This window comes from Ruegeria sp. O6 (assembly GCF_056535045.1).
In genome coordinates, this window is sequence record NZ_JBQERM010000008.1 from 123,287 (window position 1) to 145,042 (window position 21,756).

The 21,756-nt window shown below is 54.2% G+C and carries 17 protein-coding genes and 3 pseudogenes; 4 read left to right on the plus strand and 16 right to left on the minus strand.

What is annotated here, in order from left to right:
- Window positions 1-99 precede the first annotated feature (99 nt).
- The 11 genes from ACR0DY_RS12220 to ACR0DY_RS12270 form a co-directional block, all read right to left on the minus strand.
- Complete coding sequence (locus tag ACR0DY_RS12220) at window positions 100-1,290, minus strand: Gfo/Idh/MocA family protein (protein WP_480487961.1); 1,191 nt, start codon at window positions 1,288-1,290, stop codon at window positions 100-102.
- Window positions 1,283-1,618 (minus strand): hypothetical protein, encoded by a 336-nt coding sequence (locus tag ACR0DY_RS12225; protein WP_480826651.1) that lies wholly within the window; start codon window positions 1,616-1,618, stop codon window positions 1,283-1,285. Before ACR0DY_RS12225 ends, ACR0DY_RS12220 begins: the two co-directional genes overlap by 8 nt.
- 48 nt (window positions 1,619-1,666) lie before the next feature.
- Window positions 1,667-1,957 carry a hypothetical protein gene (locus ACR0DY_RS12230; protein WP_480546008.1) on the minus strand — a complete coding sequence of 97 codons (291 nt, stop codon included), beginning with the start codon at window positions 1,955-1,957 and terminating at the stop codon, window positions 1,667-1,669.
- A gap of 7 nt (window positions 1,958-1,964) precedes the next feature.
- A complete protein-coding gene (locus ACR0DY_RS12235) occupies window positions 1,965-3,134 on the minus strand; it encodes a Gfo/Idh/MocA family protein (RefSeq protein ID WP_480546007.1) in 1,170 nt (389 codons plus the stop codon).
- Window positions 3,124-3,939, minus strand: a complete 816-nt coding sequence (locus ACR0DY_RS12240) for a citryl-CoA lyase (RefSeq protein WP_480487955.1) — start codon at window positions 3,937-3,939, stop codon at window positions 3,124-3,126. Before ACR0DY_RS12240 ends, ACR0DY_RS12235 begins: the two co-directional genes overlap by 11 nt.
- Window positions 3,936-4,868, minus strand: a complete 933-nt coding sequence (locus ACR0DY_RS12245; protein WP_480898376.1) for a shikimate dehydrogenase — start codon at window positions 4,866-4,868, stop codon at window positions 3,936-3,938. The genes ACR0DY_RS12240 and ACR0DY_RS12245 overlap by 4 nt, the downstream gene beginning before the upstream one ends.
- The gene (locus tag ACR0DY_RS12250; protein ID WP_480898378.1) at window positions 4,810-6,696 is read right to left on the minus strand and encodes a bifunctional sugar phosphate isomerase/epimerase/4-hydroxyphenylpyruvate dioxygenase family protein; all 1,887 of its coding nucleotides are present in this window, start codon (window positions 6,694-6,696) and stop codon (window positions 4,810-4,812) included. Before ACR0DY_RS12250 ends, ACR0DY_RS12245 begins: the two co-directional genes overlap by 59 nt.
- Complete coding sequence (locus tag ACR0DY_RS12255) at window positions 6,696-7,991, minus strand: TRAP transporter large permease (protein ID WP_170753386.1); 1,296 nt, start codon at window positions 7,989-7,991, stop codon at window positions 6,696-6,698. Before ACR0DY_RS12255 ends, ACR0DY_RS12250 begins: the two co-directional genes overlap by 1 nt.
- On the minus strand, window positions 7,988-8,563 hold the full coding sequence (locus ACR0DY_RS12260; RefSeq protein ID WP_480483576.1) for a TRAP transporter small permease: 576 nt from the start codon (window positions 8,561-8,563) through the stop codon (window positions 7,988-7,990). Before ACR0DY_RS12260 ends, ACR0DY_RS12255 begins: the two co-directional genes overlap by 4 nt.
- Window positions 8,564-8,593: 30 nt before the next feature.
- Window positions 8,594-9,604, minus strand: a complete 1,011-nt coding sequence (locus ACR0DY_RS12265) for a sialic acid TRAP transporter substrate-binding protein SiaP (protein WP_480483577.1) — start codon at window positions 9,602-9,604, stop codon at window positions 8,594-8,596.
- 100 nt (window positions 9,605-9,704) lie between these two features.
- A complete protein-coding gene (locus ACR0DY_RS12270) occupies window positions 9,705-10,787 on the minus strand; it encodes a Gfo/Idh/MocA family protein (RefSeq protein WP_480483578.1) in 1,083 nt (360 codons plus the stop codon).
- Between the two features lie 208 nt (window positions 10,788-10,995).
- On the opposite strand from ACR0DY_RS12270, the gene ACR0DY_RS12275 reads away from it, so the two are divergent.
- Window positions 10,996-11,649: a GntR family transcriptional regulator gene (locus ACR0DY_RS12275; protein ID WP_209506749.1), complete on the plus strand. Its 654-nt coding sequence runs from the start codon at window positions 10,996-10,998 to the stop codon at window positions 11,647-11,649.
- Between the two features lie 397 nt (window positions 11,650-12,046).
- On the opposite strand, the gene ACR0DY_RS12280 is transcribed toward ACR0DY_RS12275, so the two are convergent.
- Both ACR0DY_RS12280 and ACR0DY_RS12285 read right to left on the minus strand, forming a co-directional pair.
- On the minus strand, window positions 12,047-13,744 hold the full coding sequence (locus ACR0DY_RS12280; protein WP_480483579.1) for a caspase family protein: 1,698 nt from the start codon (window positions 13,742-13,744) through the stop codon (window positions 12,047-12,049).
- A 134-nt stretch (window positions 13,745-13,878) separates the two neighbouring features.
- Window positions 13,879-15,654 (minus strand): caspase family protein, encoded by a 1,776-nt coding sequence (locus ACR0DY_RS12285; RefSeq protein WP_480483580.1) that lies wholly within the window; start codon window positions 15,652-15,654, stop codon window positions 13,879-13,881.
- A 222-nt stretch (window positions 15,655-15,876) separates the two neighbouring features.
- Between ACR0DY_RS12285 and ACR0DY_RS12290 the strand changes: the two genes are divergently transcribed.
- Together ACR0DY_RS12290 and ACR0DY_RS12295 are read left to right on the plus strand one after the other, a co-directional pair.
- Window positions 15,877-16,527: a DUF928 domain-containing protein gene (locus ACR0DY_RS12290; RefSeq protein WP_480483581.1), complete on the plus strand. Its 651-nt coding sequence runs from the start codon at window positions 15,877-15,879 to the stop codon at window positions 16,525-16,527.
- A gap of 44 nt (window positions 16,528-16,571) precedes the next feature.
- Entirely contained in the window at window positions 16,572-18,440 is a 1,869-nt protein-coding gene (locus tag ACR0DY_RS12295) for a CHASE2 domain-containing protein (RefSeq protein WP_480898379.1), read from the plus strand.
- A 25-nt stretch (window positions 18,441-18,465) separates the two neighbouring features.
- On the opposite strand, the gene ACR0DY_RS12300 is transcribed toward ACR0DY_RS12295, so the two are convergent.
- The gene (locus ACR0DY_RS12300; RefSeq protein ID WP_480898381.1) at window positions 18,466-20,289 is read right to left on the minus strand and encodes a caspase family protein; all 1,824 of its coding nucleotides are present in this window, start codon (window positions 20,287-20,289) and stop codon (window positions 18,466-18,468) included.
- Window positions 20,290-20,396: 107 nt separating this feature from the next.
- On the opposite strand from ACR0DY_RS12300, the pseudogene ACR0DY_RS12305 reads away from it, so the two are divergent.
- Window positions 20,397-20,555 (plus strand): annotated as a pseudogene (locus tag ACR0DY_RS12305) (IS6 family transposase); the annotation flags it as partial.
- A 303-nt stretch (window positions 20,556-20,858) separates the two neighbouring features.
- Here ACR0DY_RS12305 and ACR0DY_RS12310 read toward each other — a convergent pair.
- Together ACR0DY_RS12310 and ACR0DY_RS12315 are read right to left on the minus strand one after the other, a co-directional pair.
- Window positions 20,859-20,990: pseudogene (locus tag ACR0DY_RS12310) on the minus strand (IS110 family transposase); the annotation flags it as partial.
- Window positions 20,991-21,082: 92 nt separating this feature from the next.
- Window positions 21,083-21,532 (minus strand): annotated as a pseudogene (locus ACR0DY_RS12315) (IS6 family transposase); the annotation flags it as partial.
- Window positions 21,533-21,756: the final 224 nt, after the last annotated feature.

The following is a 21,756-nucleotide window of genomic DNA, read 5'->3' on the forward strand; positions in this document are numbered from 1 at the left end:
ATATCTGATATTTTTTAAAATATCAACTTCAATACTTAACAGAAATGAAAACGCCCGGGCAACGCCCCGGGCGTGTATTACATTCGTGTAGGCAGACCCTTAGAGAGTGACCCAGTCCCCTCCGGACTGGTGAGAGCGCACAGAGGCGTCAATGAATCGAACACCGTCTGCGCCTTGTTCGACACTGGGATAAGCAAGCCAATCGGCCGGAACGGTTACGCCATCCCGACGCGCGGCTACGGCCATCGCAAGTTCCGTATAGAGGTTGGCCCAAGCTTCGATAATCCCTTCAGGGAAGCCGCGCGCGGTACGGATCAAACGTTCTGCGCCGGGTCCGATACCATGCCCGAGACCTCGGCTGATGATTTGATCCGGTTCACCAAACCGATTGAATTTCAGCCGCTCCGAGTTCTCTAGGTCCCACTCGAGGCCTCCTTCGTTCCCGAATATGCGCAGGCGCAACCCACCCCGGTTTCCGGGGGCAAGGCGTGTTGCCATCAAGGTTCCGGGGACTTCATTTTGGTAACGGGTGAACATGAACACCGTGTCTTCCAAAGGCTTTGGCGCGCCGCAGACATGAAACTCGGCCCGCAGGTCGGTCAAGGGCAGGCCGGAAACAAAACTGGCGAGATGCGCGGCATGGGTGCCGATATCGCCGACACAGCTGGTTGGACCAGAAATCTTGGGGTCCAGCCGCCACTTTACATGAGGCGCATCGGCCACATCTTCGGGCGTCATCCAGTCTTGCATGAACTCGACATGGATCTGGTTGATTTTGCCGATGCCCCCGTCGGCCACGATCTGCTTGGCCTGCCGTATCACCGGAAAACATGACATCACATAACCGACAGCAAAGATGTGTCCCGTGCGCGCGGTAATCTCCTCAAGCCCCTCGGCCTCGGCCACTTCGTTGGTCAGGGGCTTGTCGCACAACACGTCAATGCCCGCTTCCAGAAACGCTTTGGCCACGCCGAAATGAACGTGGTTTGGGGTCGTGATCATGACGGCATCTACGCCATCTGGGCGCGCCGCCTCGGCCTGTGCCATCTCCTCGAACGACGCGTAGCACCGGTCGGCCGGCAGGAACCACTCGACCCCGCGCGCCTTGCTGCGCTCGGTATCTGAACTGAGCGCGCCTGCGGCGACCTCCCACCGGTCGGTCATGCGCGCAGCCGTTGCTTGCGTGTCCGAGATCCGTCCTCCACCAACAACGCCCAGCCGCAAACGGCGAGACAACCGGGGGAAAGGGCCGTCGAACTTCAGGTCTTCGGGTAAAAGTCTCTCAGCCATTCTCAACCTCCGCTTCCGGGACCCGTACGCCCTCGGGCAGTATCTCCACCGCCATGAAGATACCGGGGGTGATCGTCTCGTATTGATGCCAGGGATAATTGCCTTCGGCGTCATACATAGGTTTGTGGGTCGTGCCCGGGGCCATGAATTCTTCGAGATACAGGGTCTCGACATCCCGTTCGCGACATTGCTGCATTTTGCCGAAGCCAACGATCTGCGTATGCACTTCGCGAAACCCTGGTACCGGGCAGAACGGATGATCCTTATGCAATCCGACATTCAAAGGGACCGAGCCGGAATGGTACATGGTCAGTCCAACGTTACCCACGAAGACCTTCGGCGACATGTAGTGGCTGACGCCACGCAGACGCTCCTCTTAGCGAACATCGAAAGCAGATGGCCATGTATCTTTCACCCATGCGAACAACTCGTTGTCATTGGAATGGGCGTCGAAACCGTGGACAATGACTGCACGTTCCACGCCGGTAAGCGTGCTGTCTTGCACGATCACAGAGGAAAGCGGTGCAACGGTCTGATCATCGACAGAGAGATTTCGCCCCCCAAGGTTAAGGACGATGGCGCGACCCTCGATAGAAATTCTGCGCTCGTCAGTTATGTGCTGGACGCCAAAGAATGGCTGGGCAAAGTCGAGTGTCTCAATCGGCATGGACCAGCTACTTCCTCTCATCGTTAAGGAAATCGACCGGCAAAGGCTCCGGAGCCGCGCAACGGCTTTCTATCGTCTGATAGGCGCCGAATTTTGGCGCCCGTTCAATTGCGTCCATGACCTCGAAAACGTGGTAAGCAAGCGCTCCACTTGCACGGGGTTGGCGTCCTTCTTGTGCCGCCAGGGCGAGGTCCAAAAGGCCGAGACCGCGGCTGTCTTCGTTGAAGCCGTGTTTGTTTTCTACCACCTGCCAGTCCTCGCGACCGGTTGGGCGGGGCTGATGCGACCAACGCGAGGTTTCGCGTGTTTTCAGCCAGACATCTCCCTGAAAGATGTTGGCTCCATGAACCGGGTCAGGGTCAGGGATACTGATGGTTCCGTTTTCACCATAGATCTCGAACCGCGGAGTTTCGCTGTCCCAGACGTCGAAGCTCATGGTCATCGACCCTATTGCTCCGGAAGAGAACTGCAGCAGGCTTAGGGAGTGCGTGTCCACCTCGACATTCATCCATTCGCCGTTGCGAGGGCCGTTTTCGATCATCCTTTTGTCAAACGTGCGCCGAGCCATTCCGGCAACCCGGTCAACGGGTCCAAGGCAGCAGATCATGGCGGTCAGGTAGTACGGCCCAAGGTCCAGCATTGGCCCACCACCCGCCTTATAGTAGAAATCCGGGTTGGGATGGTGGCGCTCCGTCCCGTGGGTCCCGACATGGGCAAAAATCCCTGTTGGTTTCCCGATAGCGCCTTCATCGATCAAGCGCCGAACGGTCTGCCAACGACCGCCCAGAAACGTGTCGGGTGCGCAACCGACCAGTAGCCCCTTTTCAGTGGCAGTGTGCAGGATCGCCTTTCCGTCCGTTCGATTCATAACCAGCGGCTTCTCGGAATAGACGTGCTTGCCGGCCTCCAACGCGCGCAAACTGATTTCCGCATGCGCCGCCGGAATTGTCAGATTCAGAACGCAGTCAATCGTCGGATCGTCAAACACTTCATCTGGTGTGCAGGCCTGGGCGACACCGTATTGATCTGCTTTGGCGCGGCTTTCCGAAGGATCAAGGCTTGCACAAGCCACGACCTCGACGTTTGAGAATTTGGATAGCGTTTTTAGATAGATATCGCTGATACGACCACAACCGATAAGGCCGACCCGGAAGGATTTCGATGTCTCACGTGTCATCATTCCTGTCTTCGTAGAGAGGTAAGTAATTCGGGGGCATGGGCCCTTTGTTGCGGCCACCCTGGTTCATCTGCTCCCAAGCGTGGGCGAGTATTCCGACCGAGCGGGATAGGCAGAACAACCCCCGCGACAAGGGCGCGGGAAAGCCAAGTTCGCAGAAGATCACAGCTGTCGCGCCGTCAATATTCATGGCAATTGGCCGACCGCCGCGTTGACGGCCGAGTTCAGCCTGAACCTCTTCTCCGATATCAGCAAAGCGACCCGAAACAGTGCCTTCATCTGCCGCATCACGAACAAGTTGCATCAGCCGGGGCGCGCGCGGGTCGACGGGCTTGTGAAAACGGTGGCCAAAGCCCGAGACGATCTTGCCGTACGTCTCGCGCCAGCTGTCCAGACCGTCCTGAACAGCATTAATCAGCGATGCCCCAGCATTCACGCGTTCCGAGATATCATAGTACAGCTCGGCGCATTGTTCGCCTGCTCCGCCATGCACATCGCCCAGCATGTTCACCGCAGTCGCCATCGCATTATTGAGACCTACCCCGCAGGTGGCAGCCATGCGCGCCGCCGCGATTGAGGGGGCCTGTGGGCCGTGATCCACGCCTGCGACCAAAGCGGCTTCGAACAGACGCGCTTGTGCGTCGCTGGGCAGATCGCCCCGCACCATCAGCCAGATCATCTGCGGGAAAGAAACGTTCCCGATCAGATCCTCTATTGCGTTGCCACGAAACGCGATCTTGCCGGGTTTCATGTCAATGATGGATGTGCGCCACCATTGGCGGATTGCTTGTTCGTCGTTTGTCATACCGTTGCACCTCTAAACTCGCGCATGCGCTGCTGACGAAGTGAATCGAAAACGTTTTGAAGGCGACTGATTGAGGCGGTGCAGCCGGTGAAGGTTTCAAAAGACGCTGCAGCCTGATGAACCGCCATTCCAGCACCATTCATCACTTTCAACCCAGTTGCGCGGGCCCTGCTCAGTAGGTGTGTCTCAAGCGGGAAATATACGATGTCTGCCACCCATGCATCGGGCCGCAACAGGGATGGTTCAATGACTGTTCCGGGGTACTTGTCCATTCCAAGTGGTGTTGCGTTGACCACTCCGTCCACAAGTTCGATCCGATCCAACGAAATCGAAGGGGAACCCTGAATCTTTGCGTAAGGGCGCAAGACCTCTAGTCGACTGACCAGCGCCTGCGCTCGGCGGAGGTCAGGATCAATAATCTCCAGGTCTCGAACACCTGAATCAAGCAAAGCCAAAGAGACTGCACTGCCCGCGCCACCAGCACCAAACATGAGAACCGTTTCAGTCTTCGATGATCCCAAAGAATCTCCGAAGGCACTGTGGAAACCTATGTAGTCGGTGTTGTGGCCAACCATTCGGTCGTCACAAAAAACCACCGCGTTGACAGCTTGAAGCTCCTCAGCAGTCTTGGAAAGCTCATCAAGATGATCAATGACTGATGCTTTGTAGGGATGCGTCACGTTGACCGCCGCGCAGCCTAATTCAACGGAATAATGCAGTAAATCAGCGACCGACATTCCACGAAATGGCTCTTTTGCAGTGTCGATCCTACCGTAGCTCAGATCGATACCCTGCGCCCGACCTTCTGCCTCGTGCATCTCAGGCGTCATGGAGCCAGCAATACCTTGGCCGATTAGTGCCGCCTTCATTTCAGGTTGTTCCTTCCGCCATGTGGTGTCGCGCTTGGGCCGCCAATCGGAACGCAGCATTGCGCGCGCCATAGCCGGAGTAGCCAGATCGGCGCTCAACAATTTCAAAGAAGAAGCCGTTAAAGATAGGTCGGCTGTAGATCTGAAAATACTCGGAACCCGCTGCGCGGTCGTAGAGAATGTTATCCCTACGCATTTGGGCGATCAGGTCTTCACTTAACCCGAATGTCGCTTGCAGATCAGCGTAGTAGTTTTCTGGGATGGACAGGTTGGGAAAGCCGGACTTCCGCAATTGGGCTGAGGTTTCAAATATGTCGTCCGACTGGAAGGCTATGTGCTGAACACCGGCGCCAAAACCGTCTTCAAGGAATGAAGCCGCCAGTGTTCGACGCCCAACTGCACCATTCAGGTTTAAACGCACTTCGCCCTCGGGGCTTTCGATGGCTTGGCTTTGCACAACACCTGAAGGGTCGGCAACGTTCACGATCGGGGATTTTGCCATCTCAAAAGTCGAAATGTAATAGAGCAGCCAGCTTTGCATCTCATCGTTACGCATCGTCTGCGCCAGATGGTCGATGCGGCGCAGACCGGCAGGCTGGATCGCTTTGGTCTTGGCGACTGGCTCGAACTCGATGTCCCAAACCCGATGCAGATCGGATTTCTCATCTATGAAATGGACAACATTGCCACCAACACCTCGGATGGCCGGGATGTCCAGTTCCCCAGTCCCTACCGGCTGTGAGAAATTCGGCGCGCCCAACGCGGTCGCTCGCTGAACCGTCTGATCCGCATCTTTGACACGCAACCCCATGTCACACACGGAGGGGCCGTGACCCAGGAACGCCGAATGGGCGAAACCTTCCTTTTCGGTATTCACAACGATGTTTATCGCGCCCTGCCGCCACAGCTCGACGGACTTGGTTACGTGTTTTCGCTCCATTCGAAAACACATTGTTGACAGCATATCTGCCAGCTGCGCGCCGCTTGTTTCGTCGGCTGTAAATTCGACGAATTCGAAGCCTGACGCATAGACGCGTTCCGGCAGGTCCGGGATGCCGAAATCTGTTCCCGGTTCGGTCCGGGAAACCTCATCTAACAGGTTCACCAGCGACCTGTAGCTGTCTCGGGCCAGTGTCAGGCCACCGGGTTGAGGAGCTGCTTCATTGACACGCGCAATAGACCAAGGCCCCTTGTACCCAGCGCGGGACAACACCCGCACAAAGCCCGCAAGGTTCAGCGACCCAAGCCCCGGCAGAAGCCCAAAGTGCCGTTTGAGCCTGCGAATATCCATCTCAAGTCGGGGTGCATCGGATAGCTGCACATGGAACAGCCGATCTCCGGGAATGTCCCGAAGGCGGGCTGGTTTGGACCCGTCGGCAAGCGAGAAGAAGGAATTCAAGGCCAACCCCAAATAAGGGCTGTCGATAGCTTCAACGACGCCTAACGCCTGTTCATCCGAGTGAATAAGATCCGACCATGGCAAGCCCATATAGGCCAGACGCAACCCCAATGCCTTTGCTATTTCGGCCGCCTCGCCAAGATCTGCGATTACCTGTTCTTCGGTCGCAGCGGCATCGACCTCGAATGCGGACCCGATTAGCAGCAGATCCGTACCCAATTCGCTCATCAGGTCGAGTTTGCGCTTCAGTCGATCAAAGGCGCGCTCCCGTCCGCCGCCAGACTGACCTTCAAGGTTATGGAAAGGTTGCAGCAGGCAAATCTTCAGGCCGAGATCTGATGCAATGTTCCGAATTTGCGATGGCGGCCCGTCAAAAGCGGTCAAGTCCGGTTCGTGTAATTCGACACCCCCGAATCCCGCGTCAGCGATAGTGCTTAGTTTTTCGGCCAGATCACCGGGGATCGACGTTGTCGAAACCGAGAGGCACATTATCCCTGATATCCAAACATACGCGGCAACCACAGGACCAAATCAGGCATCAGTATCATGATCACCAGGGCGAAGATGAGAACCGCGAGGAAGGCCCAGATTTCCGAGATGATTTCGCGTAGCGGAATGTCCGTCACGGCGTTGATCACAAAGAGCAGAATGCCATAGGGCGGCGTGATCAGACCGATCATCGAGTTCACGACGACCAGCACCCCGAAATGCACCAGATCAATCCCAAGCGCCTCGCAGGTTGGAATGAACAGGGGCACAATCACCAGGATGATCGTTGTTGCGTCTAACACGCATCCCAGCGCGAGGATCAGCAGGTTTACGAGGATCAGGAACACAATCGGGCTAACATCGGAACCCTCCAGCAGCGCCGAGATAGACTGCGGTATTTGTTCCTGGATGACGATGAAGTTCAGAATGAACGCGCCACCAATGACAACCCCGACGGCTGCGGAAGAGCGCGCACTATCGACGAACACCTGATAAAGGCCGCGGAAGGTCAGCGCTCGGTAGAACAACGCTGCCAGTAGCAGGGCGTAGAATGCAGCTACGGCGGCAGCTTCAGTCGGAGTGGTGACGCCCCCATATATGCCGTAGAGCAGGATTGCGGGCATCAGCAGTGCCGGAAATGCGTTGGCGGTTTTAGCCGGCAACTCGCGCAGTGGAACAGGTTCTTCCAATGCAAAGTTCCGCTTTCCGGCCAGATAATAGTTCATCGCCATGAGGACGACGCCCATGATCAGGCCCGGCAGAATACCGGCTAGGAACAGCGACCCGATGGAGGCCTTGGAAACGAGCGCGTACAAAACCATTGGGATAGAGGGCGGAATAATAGGGCCGATCGTTGCCGACGCCGCCGTGATTGCAGCTGCGTAGCCTCGGCTGTAGCGGCCATCCTTGGTCATCATTTCAATGATGATCTTCCCGATCCCAGCAGCATCCGCGACGGCCGAGCCGGACATACCCGAAAAGATCAGTGACGCTACCACGTTTACGTGCCCGAGGCCGCCCTTGAAACGACCGACAGCAGCGACGCAGAAGTTCAAAAGACGGTCCGTGATCGATCCAGCGTTCATGATATTCGCGGCGACGATGAACAAAGGCACGGCAAGCAGGATCGTGCTTTTGTAAAAACCTTGCAGGATCTTCTCGCCCGCGAGGGCGACGTCCAGTCCGGCCGTGCCCAGGTACACTAATGAGGCCAGGAGGATGGAATAGCCGATAGGTGTCCCGATGCCTGCCAGAAGAAAGAGAGCGAGCAGGCAGGAAAGAAGTTCAAAACTCATTTCTTAACTTCCTCATCCTTTTCGACGTCGACACGGGGATGATCGTCAACCACGTTGTACCCAACGACCAGTTCCAACTCTGTCTTTGGTGGGCCATTGCGCATGACGTCGAAGAATAGCCACGCGTAGCGCGCTGCGACGACCAGCATGAATACCGCGTAAATCGAGAATACTGTGCGCAGCGGAATCTTCTCACCGGAGAACGGATTGCGGACAGTCGATGTCTTGCGGATTTTCATCCAGTCGATGTAGTCCCACGTCGGAAGGAAGCTGTAGAGCATACCGACTACGATCGCTGCGGCCGCCAGCATCGCAAAGACCTGCCGTACGCGCATCGGCACCGAAAGATAGATGATGTCGAACTTCACGTGATCCCGTTCGCGCACGATGAAAGCGCAGCTGAAGAAAATCACCCAGACCCAAAGAATGCCGATCAATTCCAGCGTCCAGCCTGCTGGGGTGAAGAAGTACCGTAGTAGAATTTGGAGAAGGAAGATAAGGAAGATTGCCGCCAGCATCCCGCCGGCAATCGCTTCGGTCAGTCGGGAGAACCCCTTCATAAAGGCCTTCATTATGGTTCTCCCTCCCCTGTCTTACTGGGTTCAGTTGCCCAGAGCGTTGATCTGATCCAGAACGCCTTCGGGCCATGAGCCAGCGAATTCGCTGTCCAGATACATAGACTGTACCTGATCGCGGAACGCAGCGAGATCGGGTTCGTAAATCTCCATGCCCTGCTCTTTCAGGAAGCTGACAAGATCCTCTTCTTTCTGAAGCTGCTTCTGGCGGCCTGATTCAGCTGCTGCGTCCGCAGCTTCCTGAACCTTGGCTTGCTGTTCCGGTGTCAGCCCGTCCCAAACCTCTTTGCCGATGGCGATATAGTTCAGGTCGACCAGATGCGATGTCAGGACGATCTGATTGGTCACTTCATAGAACTTGGCGTCGACGACGGTCGGCAACGGGTTATCCTGCCCGTCAACGGCACCGGTCGACAGCGCGGTATAGACTTCGGAGAAGGCCATCGGTGTCGGCGCGGCACCCAGCGCCTTGCCAAGGAACTGCCATGCGTCGGTGCCCGGCATCCGCAGATTCACGCCTTCCAAATCTGCGGGTGTCGTGACTGTCAGCTCATCCTTGGGCTGGCGCAGGTTCACCTGACGACGGCCCAGATACATGACCGACAGCAGTTTGACGCCTAATTCTTCTTCGGCCTTCTGCTTAAAGGCATCCATCAAGGGATCGTTGAAGACAGCCACCTGATGCGCGGCGTCCTGGTGGACATAACCTGCGGTAAAGATCGAAAACTCGGGGAAGAACTGTGCCAGTTCCTGCGCCGAGGTGATCGACATTTCCAGGTTACCCCGGCTGATGGCATCCAACTCGGTGCCTTGGGCAAAGATGGTTCCATTATAGCTGGGCTCGTAGCTTGCAAAATCAGCGACCATCGGCGCGAAAACCTCGGCCATAGCGACCGAGCGCTGGTCGGTCTCCGATCCTGATGTTGCGAGGCGAAGTTGCACTTTGTCTTCCGCCAGCGCACCGCTTGTCGCGCCAAACAGAACACCGGTTGCAACAAGGGCTGATACAGCAGCCCGGCGGGTAAGTTTGGTAATCACTTTGCTCCTCCCTGAGACATCATGATGCTTCTTTTTTGCGATTCAGAGTTTTGCCCTATTTTGGAAATTTTGCAAGATTTTTTGCAAAATATCTGATATTTTATACTACTGTCATATCTACCATTGGTGTTTTTTGTAAGTTTTTGATCCTGACCGTTTCACCTGTTCTGCAAGAATTCTGAATAGCTTCAATAACTTGAAGCGTTCTGAAACCTTCCCATCCAGACACAATCGGCACTGCTTCGTGCCGGGCTACTTCAATAAAGTGCCTGAGCTGATTGACCAAAGGGTCAGACGCACCCTTCTTCAGCGCGGTCGATGAGATAGGCGTCCACCAGTCCCGTTGCTCACTCTGGTAACTCCACAGGCGAAGATCGGGAACGGACAACGAACCATGAGAGCCACCGATCATATAGCTACTCTCTGTGGTCGAAGGATAGATTGGATATTCCTGAGACGTCATCTCCCAGCTCCATGGAGCAACGATGCTGTCGGACACACTTATGGTCCCTATCGCCCCGCTTTCAAATGTCAACAGCGCACCAGCAACATCTTCGTTGTCGTAGCCCCGCTGCGATGCAGCCGACTGAGCCTGTACGGTCACAACTTCTCCGGCCAGGTACCTCAGCAGATCCACATCGTGGACAAGATTGACCGAGATGGGCCCTGCACCGGGTTTCTTTCTCCAGGGCGCAGTATCAAAATACTCGTCTGGCTTATAGAACCAGCAATTCGCATGGACAGCGCGCACATTTCCAATCTTTCCATCGACAATTGCTTCCTTAGCCGACCTGATCAGAGGATTGTGTCTGCGATGATGACCGACCATCAGTGGCACATTGGCCTTCTCCGCAGCTTGAACAAGCTCAAGTGCAGCGGTGGCTTCTACGGCGATCGGTTTTTCGACAAGAACAGGACAACCGTGTCGAACACACGTGAGGCCTTGTTCAACATGAAGCGTGGTCGGGGTCGCAAGAACAGCTCCGTCTGGCGTCTGATTTGCAAACATTTTCTCGAGGGTCTCGTAACATGCGACCCCGTGCTCAACGGCGTAAGCACGACCTTCATCACTGGGGTCGACTACCGCAACGAGATCAACATGGCGCAACGCTCGGATAGCGTCTGCGTGGCGGCGTCCAACAAGACCAATGCCGACAATGGCAATGCGAAAGTTCTTAGACACTTTGCTTCCTTCCGGAGGGTCCGGAAAATCCCGAAACCGTTGATTGCGATCAGGCTGCCTTGCCCAATTTGGCCACGACCGTATTGGGGTTTTCGCGATTCCGCAATAATGTATGATATTATTATTTATACCATACATCAGTTTGGATTGCTGATGTCTCAAAAAAATGCTAATTGAACGAGGAAACTAAAAATATCGGGTGAAACGCATGGCGAAACAGCCGTCTACGATAGGTGCAAGCACCTATCAGCGCATCAAGCGGGACATCATCTTCGGGGAGCTGCAGCCCGGCTCCAAACTGAAGCTGGACGCCTTGAAGGAACGCTATTCGGCAAGCCTTTCGACACTTCGTGAAACGCTGAACAGGCTCGCCAGCGACGGATTTGTCGAAGCTCCTGAGCAACGGGGTTTCCTGGTCACGCCAGTTTCACGAGAAGACCTGACCGAGATTTCAGAACTGCGCGTTCTGCTGGAATGCCACGCGTTGGAGTTGTCCATTGCGAATGGCGACACGGACTGGGAAGGCAACCTGGTCGCTGCGCATCATAAGCTGCATTTGATGGAGCAACGGCTTCTCAAGGGTGATGACTCTGAAAAGGAAACCTGGAAGAGGTACGATTCAGAGTTTCATCAAGCGATGATTGCAGCCTGTAATTCCAAGAACCTCTTATCCCTTCACTCAATCATTTATGACAAGTACCTTCGTTATCAGATGCTCGTACTGACCTACCGAGGTGAGGTTGCAGCCCAAGAACACAAACGCATGTTCGATGCCGCGTTGGCCAAAGACGCTGATACAGCCAAGAAACTGTTGGAAGATCACATCAGAAATGGCCTCGCCCACACGTTGGAGGCTATGTAAGGCGGCATGCTGATTGTGTGCCTCGACGTCTTCAGGTCGATTTGGCAGGGAATACCTCAAGATTCCACATCTAAATCGAGAAGTTTGTGAGCGCCCCATACCGGACCTTTGGCGTCGAAGCCGAATGCTGGTGGTGCAGCCCGCATAGCTGCCGATCGCTGGGATCCCGCCCACCACCTTCCGATATCACCGACCTCATGGCAGGGTACGGAGTTCTACAACAACATGCAGCTACTTCAGTTGATTTAGTGGAAATTCTATTTTCAACGGCTCTCAAGCCGATGGCCGACTTCGTAGTAGAGGAAATCGGTCTCTGCAACTTTGGCGCAAACGGCACGCAGCTTGGTATTCATGCCGCTCTTGTCGACCCTCGTCATCTTGGGATTTCCGTTGGAAGCTAGTTCGCACGTCTAACCAGGAAATTCAGGAAAAACTGACCGTCGATACGTCGTGGCTCATACACGAGGCGTCGGTTGGGTTGCAGTCCTTGAGGCAATTTTACATCAATTCGAACCTTGTAGGGCGTCACCGGTGGACCAAAATGTGAGCTTAGGGTGAAACGGAGTTTCAGTTGACCGTTGTCATCCAATGACCCCTGGAAATCCTTGAACCACGGACCGCCTCCGGTAAACGCTTGGGCGGACACCAGAGTCACTTTGCTGCCTTTCCGATTGATCCGCAATGAAGCGAGTGGTTCGATTTTTCCGGGGTAGTAGGATTCGTCGCCGCGCGTTGCAGTCTGCCAATAGTCATCATCCCATCTACGCCGAATGGAGATGACGTAATCACCGTCTAAACCTACAGCAACCGCAACTTCCTTGCAAACGCGACCCGGTTCTTTCTTAAGCGCAATAAGGGTCTGTTGTTGGTTCAGACCTTCCGCCGGAAGCCCCAGGTTTTTTCGGGCGTTCCGGTATCTAGTATATGCCGCTCTAGTGCGAGGACCTGCAACGCCGTCCGCCGCGCCCGCACTGCATCCGACGCGGTTCAATTCGCTCTGAATGTCACGGACCAGGCTGCGTGTCTGTGCTTCCTCAGTCGGATTGTCCGGCGGAGCCGCAACGGCGACTTCCGTCTCGTTCGTTCTGGGGTTGTCGTCAGGAGCAGCTTGTTGCCTTGCCTTCTCACGCAGATCATCCCGAAGCGAAAGGGCGAGCGTTACCGCAAAGTGATCATTCTGTTCCTGATAACGGTTTAGAAAGGACTCAATTGCATCCAGCGTTCCGAGTGAACGAGCCAACTCAAAGTCAGCGTAGATTTCACGGTTGTCAGACCCGACACGCTTGGCTTCCGGCGGCATGGGCGCTGCCACCGGAACTAGGTAGATATCTTGGCTCGGTAAAGAACCGTAGGTGAAAGGTTCCTGAAACCCATCTGTCAACTTAAATACGGTGTCGCGGACCTTGCGGAACATTTTACCTAGTTCCAGCCCAGGCTCTTCGATGTGCTTTAGCAGCGCTGTGGCATACGGGCTGTTGCGCCCCTCTCCATCAAGAGCCAACGTTCCACCCTTGGCTGCGTAGCTTACTAATACTCCGCTGGGGTCAATACGACCCAATCCGCGACCGATGGAGCGTGTGCCGCCATTTCTTTCCATCGTGCTCAGGAATGGGTTGTTCCGGCACGCATCGATCAAAACGACCTTTAACCCATCGGCACCCGACAAAGAACTGATGACGGAGTCCAACCGTATCGCTTCAAATTCGATATCCTGATCGCTGCGCAGTTCTGAGTTTACAGGAATAAGGTAGTTTGTGTTTTCGATCTCAATCCCGTGACCCGCAAAATAGATGATGGCCATATCCGCATCTTTCGCCGCTCGACCAAAGTCGCGCAACGCAATGCGGAGACCACGGTAATCTAGATTCTGATTGTGCCAAACCGTGAAACCGATCCGTTGCAAGGCTTTGGCCAGATCCGAGGCATCATTGCCTGCATTTGGAAGATTGGCGACATGTTGATACTCGGCATTTCCAATCACCAATGCGACCCGTTTGGTGTCCGCGTGCGCAACATGCGAAACCGAGAACCAAATCGCAAAGCCTATCAGCCATAAGAATGTCCTGAAAGGATATTGAAATGAACTGTTAAACAAACTGCCCCCGATCGGAACAAGTTGAGACGCCTGAACATTACCACATAACCTGATTGAATCGAATATGCTGATCCGATTGCCAGCGTATCCTCATAAAAAACATAGCTTCGCTGAAACCCTTTGGGCAGAGCGCGTTATTTCAGAGAAGCTTCCAAGACCACGGAACGCGCATTCCATCCAGAGCCATCGAACCATTTTGTTGGGGTCACATCGTCAAGGTCGCGCCGTCCTCGCGCTTCGTACTGAAATTGGGCAAATGATTTTCTGCCTTTGCCGTGGGTTTTGTTTGGCTTGGATGGCAACCAGTTGGTGTAGCTCACGGGTTCTCCGCTGAACCATCGCCATCCGATGATGGCACCGTCTTCTTTGGGGTCCTTTCTGAACCCGAAATAGGGTCCGGCCTTGTAGCTGATTTTCGTTTTGCTGTCGTATCCCAATTCAAAGAAAGCCGGGTCACTTGAAATCATCCGGACGATGAACGCATTCTCTGCAGCCGATGTTATTGCGGCCAAATCCAAGCCACATTTTTGCGCCTCGCTGCGCGCACTCTGCACACTGCCTGAATAAACCAGCGCAATATATAGGTTTCCGCGAAACGTACCATAGACGCTTTTACGCAGGCCCAAACAGCCAAGAATTTGCGTGACCTCTTCGGATTCACCCAACACTTCCAGCTCGGATATATCCTGTCGGACAGCAAAGGGATTGCTGATAAAACTCGCGCCATCATCCGCCAGCGGTCTGATCCCCAAGCCGGACAGGACAGCAAGATCGGCATATCCGGTTGGTTCTAACCCGACGTTGGCCTGAAGCGCCTTGATGCCTGATCGGGTCCGCGGTCCGAAAACTCCGTCAGGTGTACCGACGTCGAAGCCTGAGTTGTTAAGACTTTGTTGTACTTCCTTCTTCTGAGCAGGGCCCGGCAAGAGCGCGGCTTCTATCTCATCGAGCCGCCCGCTTTTTCTGGTCCAGGCAGGTGTGATCTGGGCCATCCGCTTCAGTATTTCGGGCTCGGATAACGTTGCAGCGCGATAGGATCTGGCGACCAAATCCCACCCCCTGACTGTGTTCACCTTCATAGCTGCGGCCAGCGCGTTTTTCTGAGTTACCTGCGGCTGCAAGACTGGTTCGTCAGACTCCTGAAGGTCAGGGAAGGGTAATGCAGCCTGTTCTACCTTGGGGACCAAAAAAATGTCCTCGCCCGGTAGTGAGCCATAGACAAAAGGCTCCTGATACCCGTCGGTCAGTGCGACCACGCGGTCGCGCACCTTGCGGAACAGTTTACCAAGTTCCACTCCCGGTTCTTCAACATGTTCCAGAAACGCCTGCGCGTAAGGGCTGTTCCGGCCGTCGCCATCCTGCGCCAGAGTCCCACCTCGGGCCGCGTATCCGACCACGACTCCTCTTGGTTCAACTGCGGCCAGACCGCGCCCGATTGAACGAGTGCTCGAGGCCTTTTTCATCTGGGCCAAAAACGGGTTGTTTCGGCATGCGTCAACAATCACGATACTTAGAGCCGACGAGCCAGCAATGGCATTCACGATAGCGTCCAGACGAATGGCTTCAAATTCTACATCCCGATCACTTTTTAGCGCGGCATTCACGGGTATCAGATAGTTTGTGTTCTCAATTTCGATTCCGTGGCCCGCGAAATACGCAAGCGCCACTTCCGCATCGGCTGCGGCTTCGGCAAAGTCGCGCAATGCAATGCGCATATCGGTGTAACTCACGTTTTGATGCTGTGTAACCTCAAACCCAATGCGCTGTAACGCCTTAGATATGTCCTCAGCATCATTGGCCGGATTGCGCAGGTCCGGGACGTATTGATAGGCGGAGTTACCTATTACAAGCGCGACGCGCTTGCCCTTAGCCTCTGCCGCAAGCGGCAAGATCAAGAGCAAACAAACCACCAACAAACACGAGGCGCCGCTTCGCCATTTGCTTTCAGGAACCATGAGCACAGACTCGACTCTGAACCGAACAGATCCTTATTTTAGCATAAAATTGCCTGACCACCGAGCTTAGGATCAGCTGAAGCGAGACAGAGCAGGAACTGGACTCAACGTAGTTTCAAGCCTACGCTAAACCTTCAAAAAGCGGATACACTTGCAGTTTTCTTCGAGAGGCGTCTTGTGTCGTGGAATTGGGTATCAATAGCTGTTTTTGTCTTCGTACTCGCTGCAGGCCTTTTTCTCAGCGGTTTTGCGCTAGCTTCCGGCGATGAGAAAAACACCGACACGTCCGCAGAAATTGTGTTTGTTCCTCCCAAAATAGGTACGCCAAAAGATCGAATGGGCGCAGGCACCCGGAATATACCTTCGGATGCCGCTTCTGACCTATTGCTACTGGTTCCAGCAGACGGTGGGCTAACAACTCAAGCCTTTCCGCCGTTGATCTGGCGGCTAACTCGCGGCCATCGAGGAAATGTAATCGTCAAACTGGGCCCATCCGGGATGACTGCAACAGAGTTACACATCAGTGGCCCTTTCCCACCCGGCGATTACGGTCTGGACCTCAGTAGGTCAAATATTGTGCTGGACACCGACCGAGTTTATCTTTTGCAACTCGAGTTGCTCGATCCAAACACCGACGCGGTGGTCGAACGAACATCAGGATTGATCGAGCGTTTGCCGGAAGAATTTAGATCCGACACCCCGGCCGCAGCTGGTCTGTGGTTCGATGCGCTCTCTGAACTTGTGGATATAGGCCTCAGCGGCCGTGTGCAGGCGACGAACCCAGCCGAACTCGAACAATTGCTGAACTCAGCTGGCGTAGGTCAGTGACATCGAAGCGTCAAAAGCATGCATGGCAGAGAACGTCATCGCTCATGCCGGTTTGGCAACGCTGGGTGTTGGTCTGTGTCATTACACTGATTGTCGGCATGCCTCTGGTCGAACTCCGGAAAAAAGGCATGCTCGAGTCACTTGAGCTTCTCCAATACGATTGGACAATATCGGCCTTTGCGGCGGATGAACCTATAGCAGACGTTTATCTGGTTGCCATCACCGACCGAGATTTGAGCGAATGGGGTTGGCCTGTCCCCGATCGGCAATTGGCACAGATTGTAAACACCTTGCTCGCCTCTGGTGCAACTACGGTGGGCGTCGACATTTACAGGGACGTTCCGGCAGGTGAAGGTCGGGACGCCTTACTTGAGGTGCTGAGCGATCCCAGAGTTTTCGTGATCTCGAAATTGCAGGATAGCGAGACTGCTGGCATTTCAGCGCCGCCGGGCACGCACACTGGGTTCGCTGATATTCCAATTGACCCTGATGGCGTTGCCCGACGCGCCTTGTTGTTAGTAAATACGCACGATGGTATTTCCCTGTCACTGCCTATGCATCTGGCCGCGACCCATACCGGGCAACCCGCATTGAAAAGCGCTCCCGACAATCCGCGCTATTTGATGTTTGGCGATACAGTTGTAGAACCCTTGGCCCCGGGTGCAAACCTGTTCCGCAACGTGGATACGTCAGGCTATCAAATCGTCATTGATTACAAAAATGCACTGCCGATCACGCGCAGTGTTCCCGCCGCAGAGATTCTGACTCACACTGGGCTGGATCGCTTTGAGGGAAATGCCGTGATAATCGGCGTTACCAGTCATTCCGTAAAAGATTACTTTTCAACACCACTCAACCGATCAACCGGGTCAGATTTTACCTTTGGTGCCGAAATTCATGCCGCCATCGTTCAACAGTTGATTGACTACTTCAACGGCCAAGCCTCTCCGCTGCGCGCGTTGGACGGTCAGTTCCCTGCGTTCATCATCCTCGCTTCGGTCTTCTTAGGTGCCTGCGTGTCTGTTTTCGTCAGGGTCACCGGCAATGCGGTGTTGCTGGCTGGGATAGGTGGCGTCCTGCTAGCGATTACGTTGTCCATGTTTCAACAGTTCGCGTTGTTAATGCCTGTCGCGCCTTCTCTGCTGGGCTGGACTTTCGGGTTTCTTTTCGGCTTTGGGATCATCTCAGGCTTTTCGCGCAACCAAAGACGCGCGATCGCACAGGTTTTTTCATCTCATCTGTCCGAAGAGTTGTCAGCTGAGATCTGGAAGCAGCGCAAAAATCTAATGTCGGGTGGAAAGCCCCGATCTCGACAGCTGTATGTTACGGCGCTGCTTGCGGATATTGAAGGGTCGACCCTCGCCGGGAATGCGATGGATGCAGACGAGTTTATGACGTGGATCGCGCGAATTCTTGATCGGCTGGGTGAAATCGCTCGCGCGCATGGTGGGTTTGTCGAGAAATATACAGGAGACGGCATACTGGTTGTGTTTGGCGCGCCAATTCCAAGCGAAACACACGAGCAAAGGCAATCGGACGCGCAGGCCGGACTACGTTGTGCCAACGCCATGCGCGAAGCCGTGGCATCACTTAATAACACTTTTCGAAATCAACGTGCATACAAGCTACGGATAGCGCTGAACAGTGGAGAAGCAATCGGTGGCACACTGGGTGTCAGCGGATCCATGCATTATAACGTCATCGGTGATACAATAAATGTCGCTGCACGCCTGGAAAGCTGGATCAAGACCCTAGCACCGGATGCCGATGGGTTTCGTCCTATTTATATGACCATGGCGACGGCAAAAACTGTGGACGCTGAACGACGATGGCCAGTGGCTGCGAGTTTCATTCACGATGATGGCGAGACAGAAATTCAAGTGGTTGAACTCAACAGGCGCGTACCCGAGTAGCTGCGAATACTTCGTGTTGTGAGTTTCAACGTTTTGTTATCGTCACATCCATGAAAAAGGCTTTGTCGAACTGGCCTTGGTTGGAGTGGAGGGTTTGCCCCTTGGAAAAGTCTGCAGGAATTCTCTGAGTAATTGAGAAGGGGACAACTCTTACTTTACCAAACAGGTACCCTGTATTTCCCGAAATACGCAACCGCCCCTTTTCTGATAACGATGCGCGAAATCGTTTTGGTCGATTTTCACCACCTTCCGTCAGATCCTGAGCGCTGATCATCTGAAACCCGGCGGACGACTTCCGGTACACCATCTGCAACACTATTTTGGGCCGATCCTTAGCAAGCTCCGGGTCATTGTAGTTTGGATTGGGTCGTCTTCTGACCACGATTGAGTAATCCCCATGGTAGCTGTTTGCTACTGCGCCGGTTTGGGTCGTCTTCGGCAAGGCAGCAAGCGTTTCGCCGCTCGTTTGTTCCTCGCTGTGCGCCGAGGGTGGCGGCTTTGCGACGTTCTTTAACACAGCAAGGCTTTGCGCTGTCAGATACCCCGTTCTGGTCGAACCGCTTTTGCTCTGAAATTGCTTTAGTGCCGCACGAGAGCGCGTACCGAATATCCCATCAACAGGCCCGGCTGAATACCCTAGGAAATTCAGACCACGTTGAATGTTGCGATAGTCGTTTTGGCTGAGATTAAGATCCTTTTCTGCCACAAGGGCTGGATCTGGTTGTTGCCCCGCGACGTTCTCCTGGTTCGTCGTGTTGATCGGGCTTTGGGACGCGGCAGCAGACTCTGTAGGCACGCTGGCGTTGTTCTTAATCGGTTGTGAACGGCTGAGCACATCGGCTACGTCAGCCGCATATTGACCAGCGCGTGTATTTGGATAGAGCTGCGCGATCATCTTCAAAGCGCCCAACTTGACCGTTTGATCATCCAACTTTAACGCTTCGCGCAGAACGCGTTGGGCAGATTTTTCACGCTCATCTTCAGGCGAGGACTCGGCAACAGGCGCAGGCGTTTCTTTTAAAATGGAAGGTACCTTGGCCGCTGCAGGGACAAGGAATATATCCCGCCCTGGCAATGAGCCATAAGTGAAGGGCTCTTGGTACCCATCGGTAAGTTTAAAGACTGAATCCCGGACTTTGCGAAACAATTTCCCAAGTTCCAGCCCGGGAACCTCAATATGTTCAAGCAGCGCTTCGGCATATGGGCTGTTGCGACCTTTTCCATCCAAAGCCAAAGTTCCACCGCGTGCAGAATAGCCGACCAGAACACCTCCGGGGTCAATACTGCTCAATCCGCGCCCGATCGACCGCGTCGCGGTTGTGCGCTCCATATCAGAAAGGAACGGATTGTTTCGGCAGGCGTCAATAAGAACAAGTTTGAGACCTTTCGCCGTCGATACCGAATTTAGTACCGAGTCCAGCCGTATAGCCTCGAATTCCACATCCTTGTCGCTTTTGAGTTCCGCGTTGGTGGGAATCAGGTAATTAGTGTTGTCTATTTCGATGCCATGACCCGCAAAATAGACCAATACCACGTCGGCCGTCGCAGCCTTGTCGGAAAAATCCCGAAGGGCCAGCCGCATTTGGGGATAGTCGAGATCGTATAATTCGGTCACATTAAAACTTATCCGACCAAGCGCTGCTGCTATATCCCGGGCGTCATTTGCCGAGTTCGGAATATTCGAAACGTACTCATACTGCGAATTTCCTATGACAAGCGCCGTACGTCTGACATCAGATACGTCCGCCAGTACAATAGCAGGTCCGAACATCACAATAGCGATGAGGCTAGACCTAAGCCGCAAAAAACCTAGAAAAACAAGGTGTACTAGCATAATAACTTCGTCCACGAAAGCCGCAGTTACTTTAACATAATCCACATCGAATCGCGATAAGGCTACAAAGAATTTGCCAGGTGTGCCGCCAACTTTTTCGTATGAACCGCGCTAAAACTTCCCGTTTCATCAAACGAAGGATCAGGCCTACGCTGGGATTCAAGTCGTTCACTTCAGCAGCATCTGCCTTGGCTGGTATCGAACTGGTCAACATGATCCGCAAAGGTCAGTTCACGCCTGGACTCTCTCCATTTCAACAGTTTGCCAGATTGGCTGGATAATCGGCTCGTCAGCACTGACAATGCTAATCTCATTTAAGTTTGCGACACGTGTAGACGCCCAAAACACAAGAGGTAATTTTGACCGGTAATTGCATCGGTTCGGGTACTGACATGTGTTCGGCCTGTTGCGCGGCGTTTGCACATGCCGCTGGCCCCTATGGTGTTAGCGGATCCGGTCCAATTCAGAACCACGTGCTCAAAGCACTCTGTCGCAAGCTGGTTTTTCCGACCCGGTCTCACGATCCTTATGCCATACCGTCCATTGTCCTCTTCCGTTTCCGCCGCCTCGCGGCCACAGACGCCTTACGCGTTGGCAGCCGGAGCCCGGTAGACTTCCCCTGTGTTCATCAAGGCCCAAACGATCCTCGCCATCATGTTCGCAAGGGCCACGCGAACCAGCAGTGGCGGCTTGCGTTCGATCATGCGGGCAAGCCAGGGATCGGTTTCCGTTCTCTTACGTGAACGCCACATAACAACGCTGTTGCGAAGTTTCCTGCAGTTCGGAGAAATGCATCTGACCTGATGAGTTAAGCGGCCAGTTCTTTGAATTGTTGAAAGGGACAGAGTCCAGGTGTGAATTGGTCTTTGCGGATCATGTGCGCGACTTCGATGCCTGCGAGAGTGGCTGAAGCCGAAGCAAAGGACTTGAAGCAGAGCATCGGACGGGTTCGTCTTTTGATGAAGCGGTGATCCTGTTCCACAATGTTGTTCAAATACTTCCGCCTGACTATCTCAATTGGTATCGGACATCCAAAGCCCTTTAGCATCTTGTTTATGGCCTTGATGCCCGCTGCGTTGGTTCCACTTTTGTCGATGACGATCTTGCTCGGGACTCCATTTGAAGACAGCGCTTTGGCAAAGAACCTGGCTGCCGCTGGAGGGTTCCTCCGCTCACACAGCATAAAATCAAGGGTCTTGCCGTGCTTGTCGACAGCTCGATAGAGGTAAACCCACGCGCCTTTAACTTTGATGTAGGTTCTTTAATTGAGCAGCAGCTCTCGGTGACTTTATTCCAGTATCGACCACCTGCAAGGTTCTTTCCGAAGTCATTCTGTTGGAGCTCCATCTCGGCGTTCAAGGCATCAACCCCCAAAGGTCTCATGCGCGGTCTGGTTAAATAGCCGCATGTAGATCTCACGGGTTCGGTCGACAGCCTGCCGTGTTGGTCGGTACGGCAACTCGTGTTCGGTTTATCCGCTGT

Coding starts and splice junctions, on each gene's coding strand:
- ACR0DY_RS12295 (WP_480898379.1), top strand. CDS start 16,572: ATGCCGGTTTGGCAACGCTGGGTGTTGGTCTGTGTCATTACACTGATT.
- ACR0DY_RS12240 (WP_480487955.1), bottom strand. CDS start 3,939: ATGACAAACGACGAACAAGCAATCCGCCAATGGTGGCGCACATCCATC.
- ACR0DY_RS12230 (WP_480546008.1), bottom strand. CDS start 1,957: ATGCCGATTGAGACACTCGACTTTGCCCAGCCATTCTTTGGCGTCCAG.
- ACR0DY_RS12275 (WP_209506749.1), top strand. CDS start 10,996: ATGGCGAAACAGCCGTCTACGATAGGTGCAAGCACCTATCAGCGCATC.
- ACR0DY_RS12260 (WP_480483576.1), bottom strand. CDS start 8,563: ATGAAGGCCTTTATGAAGGGGTTCTCCCGACTGACCGAAGCGATTGCC.
- ACR0DY_RS12220 (WP_480487961.1), bottom strand. CDS start 1,290: ATGGCTGAGAGACTTTTACCCGAAGACCTGAAGTTCGACGGCCCTTTC.
- ACR0DY_RS12235 (WP_480546007.1), bottom strand. CDS start 3,134: ATGACACGTGAGACATCGAAATCCTTCCGGGTCGGCCTTATCGGTTGT.
- ACR0DY_RS12245 (WP_480898376.1), bottom strand. CDS start 4,868: ATGCTGCGTTCCGATTGGCGGCCCAAGCGCGACACCACATGGCGGAAG.
- ACR0DY_RS12255 (WP_170753386.1), bottom strand. CDS start 7,991: ATGAGTTTTGAACTTCTTTCCTGCCTGCTCGCTCTCTTTCTTCTGGCA.
- ACR0DY_RS12250 (WP_480898378.1), bottom strand. CDS start 6,696: ATGTGCCTCTCGGTTTCGACAACGTCGATCCCCGGTGATCTGGCCGAA.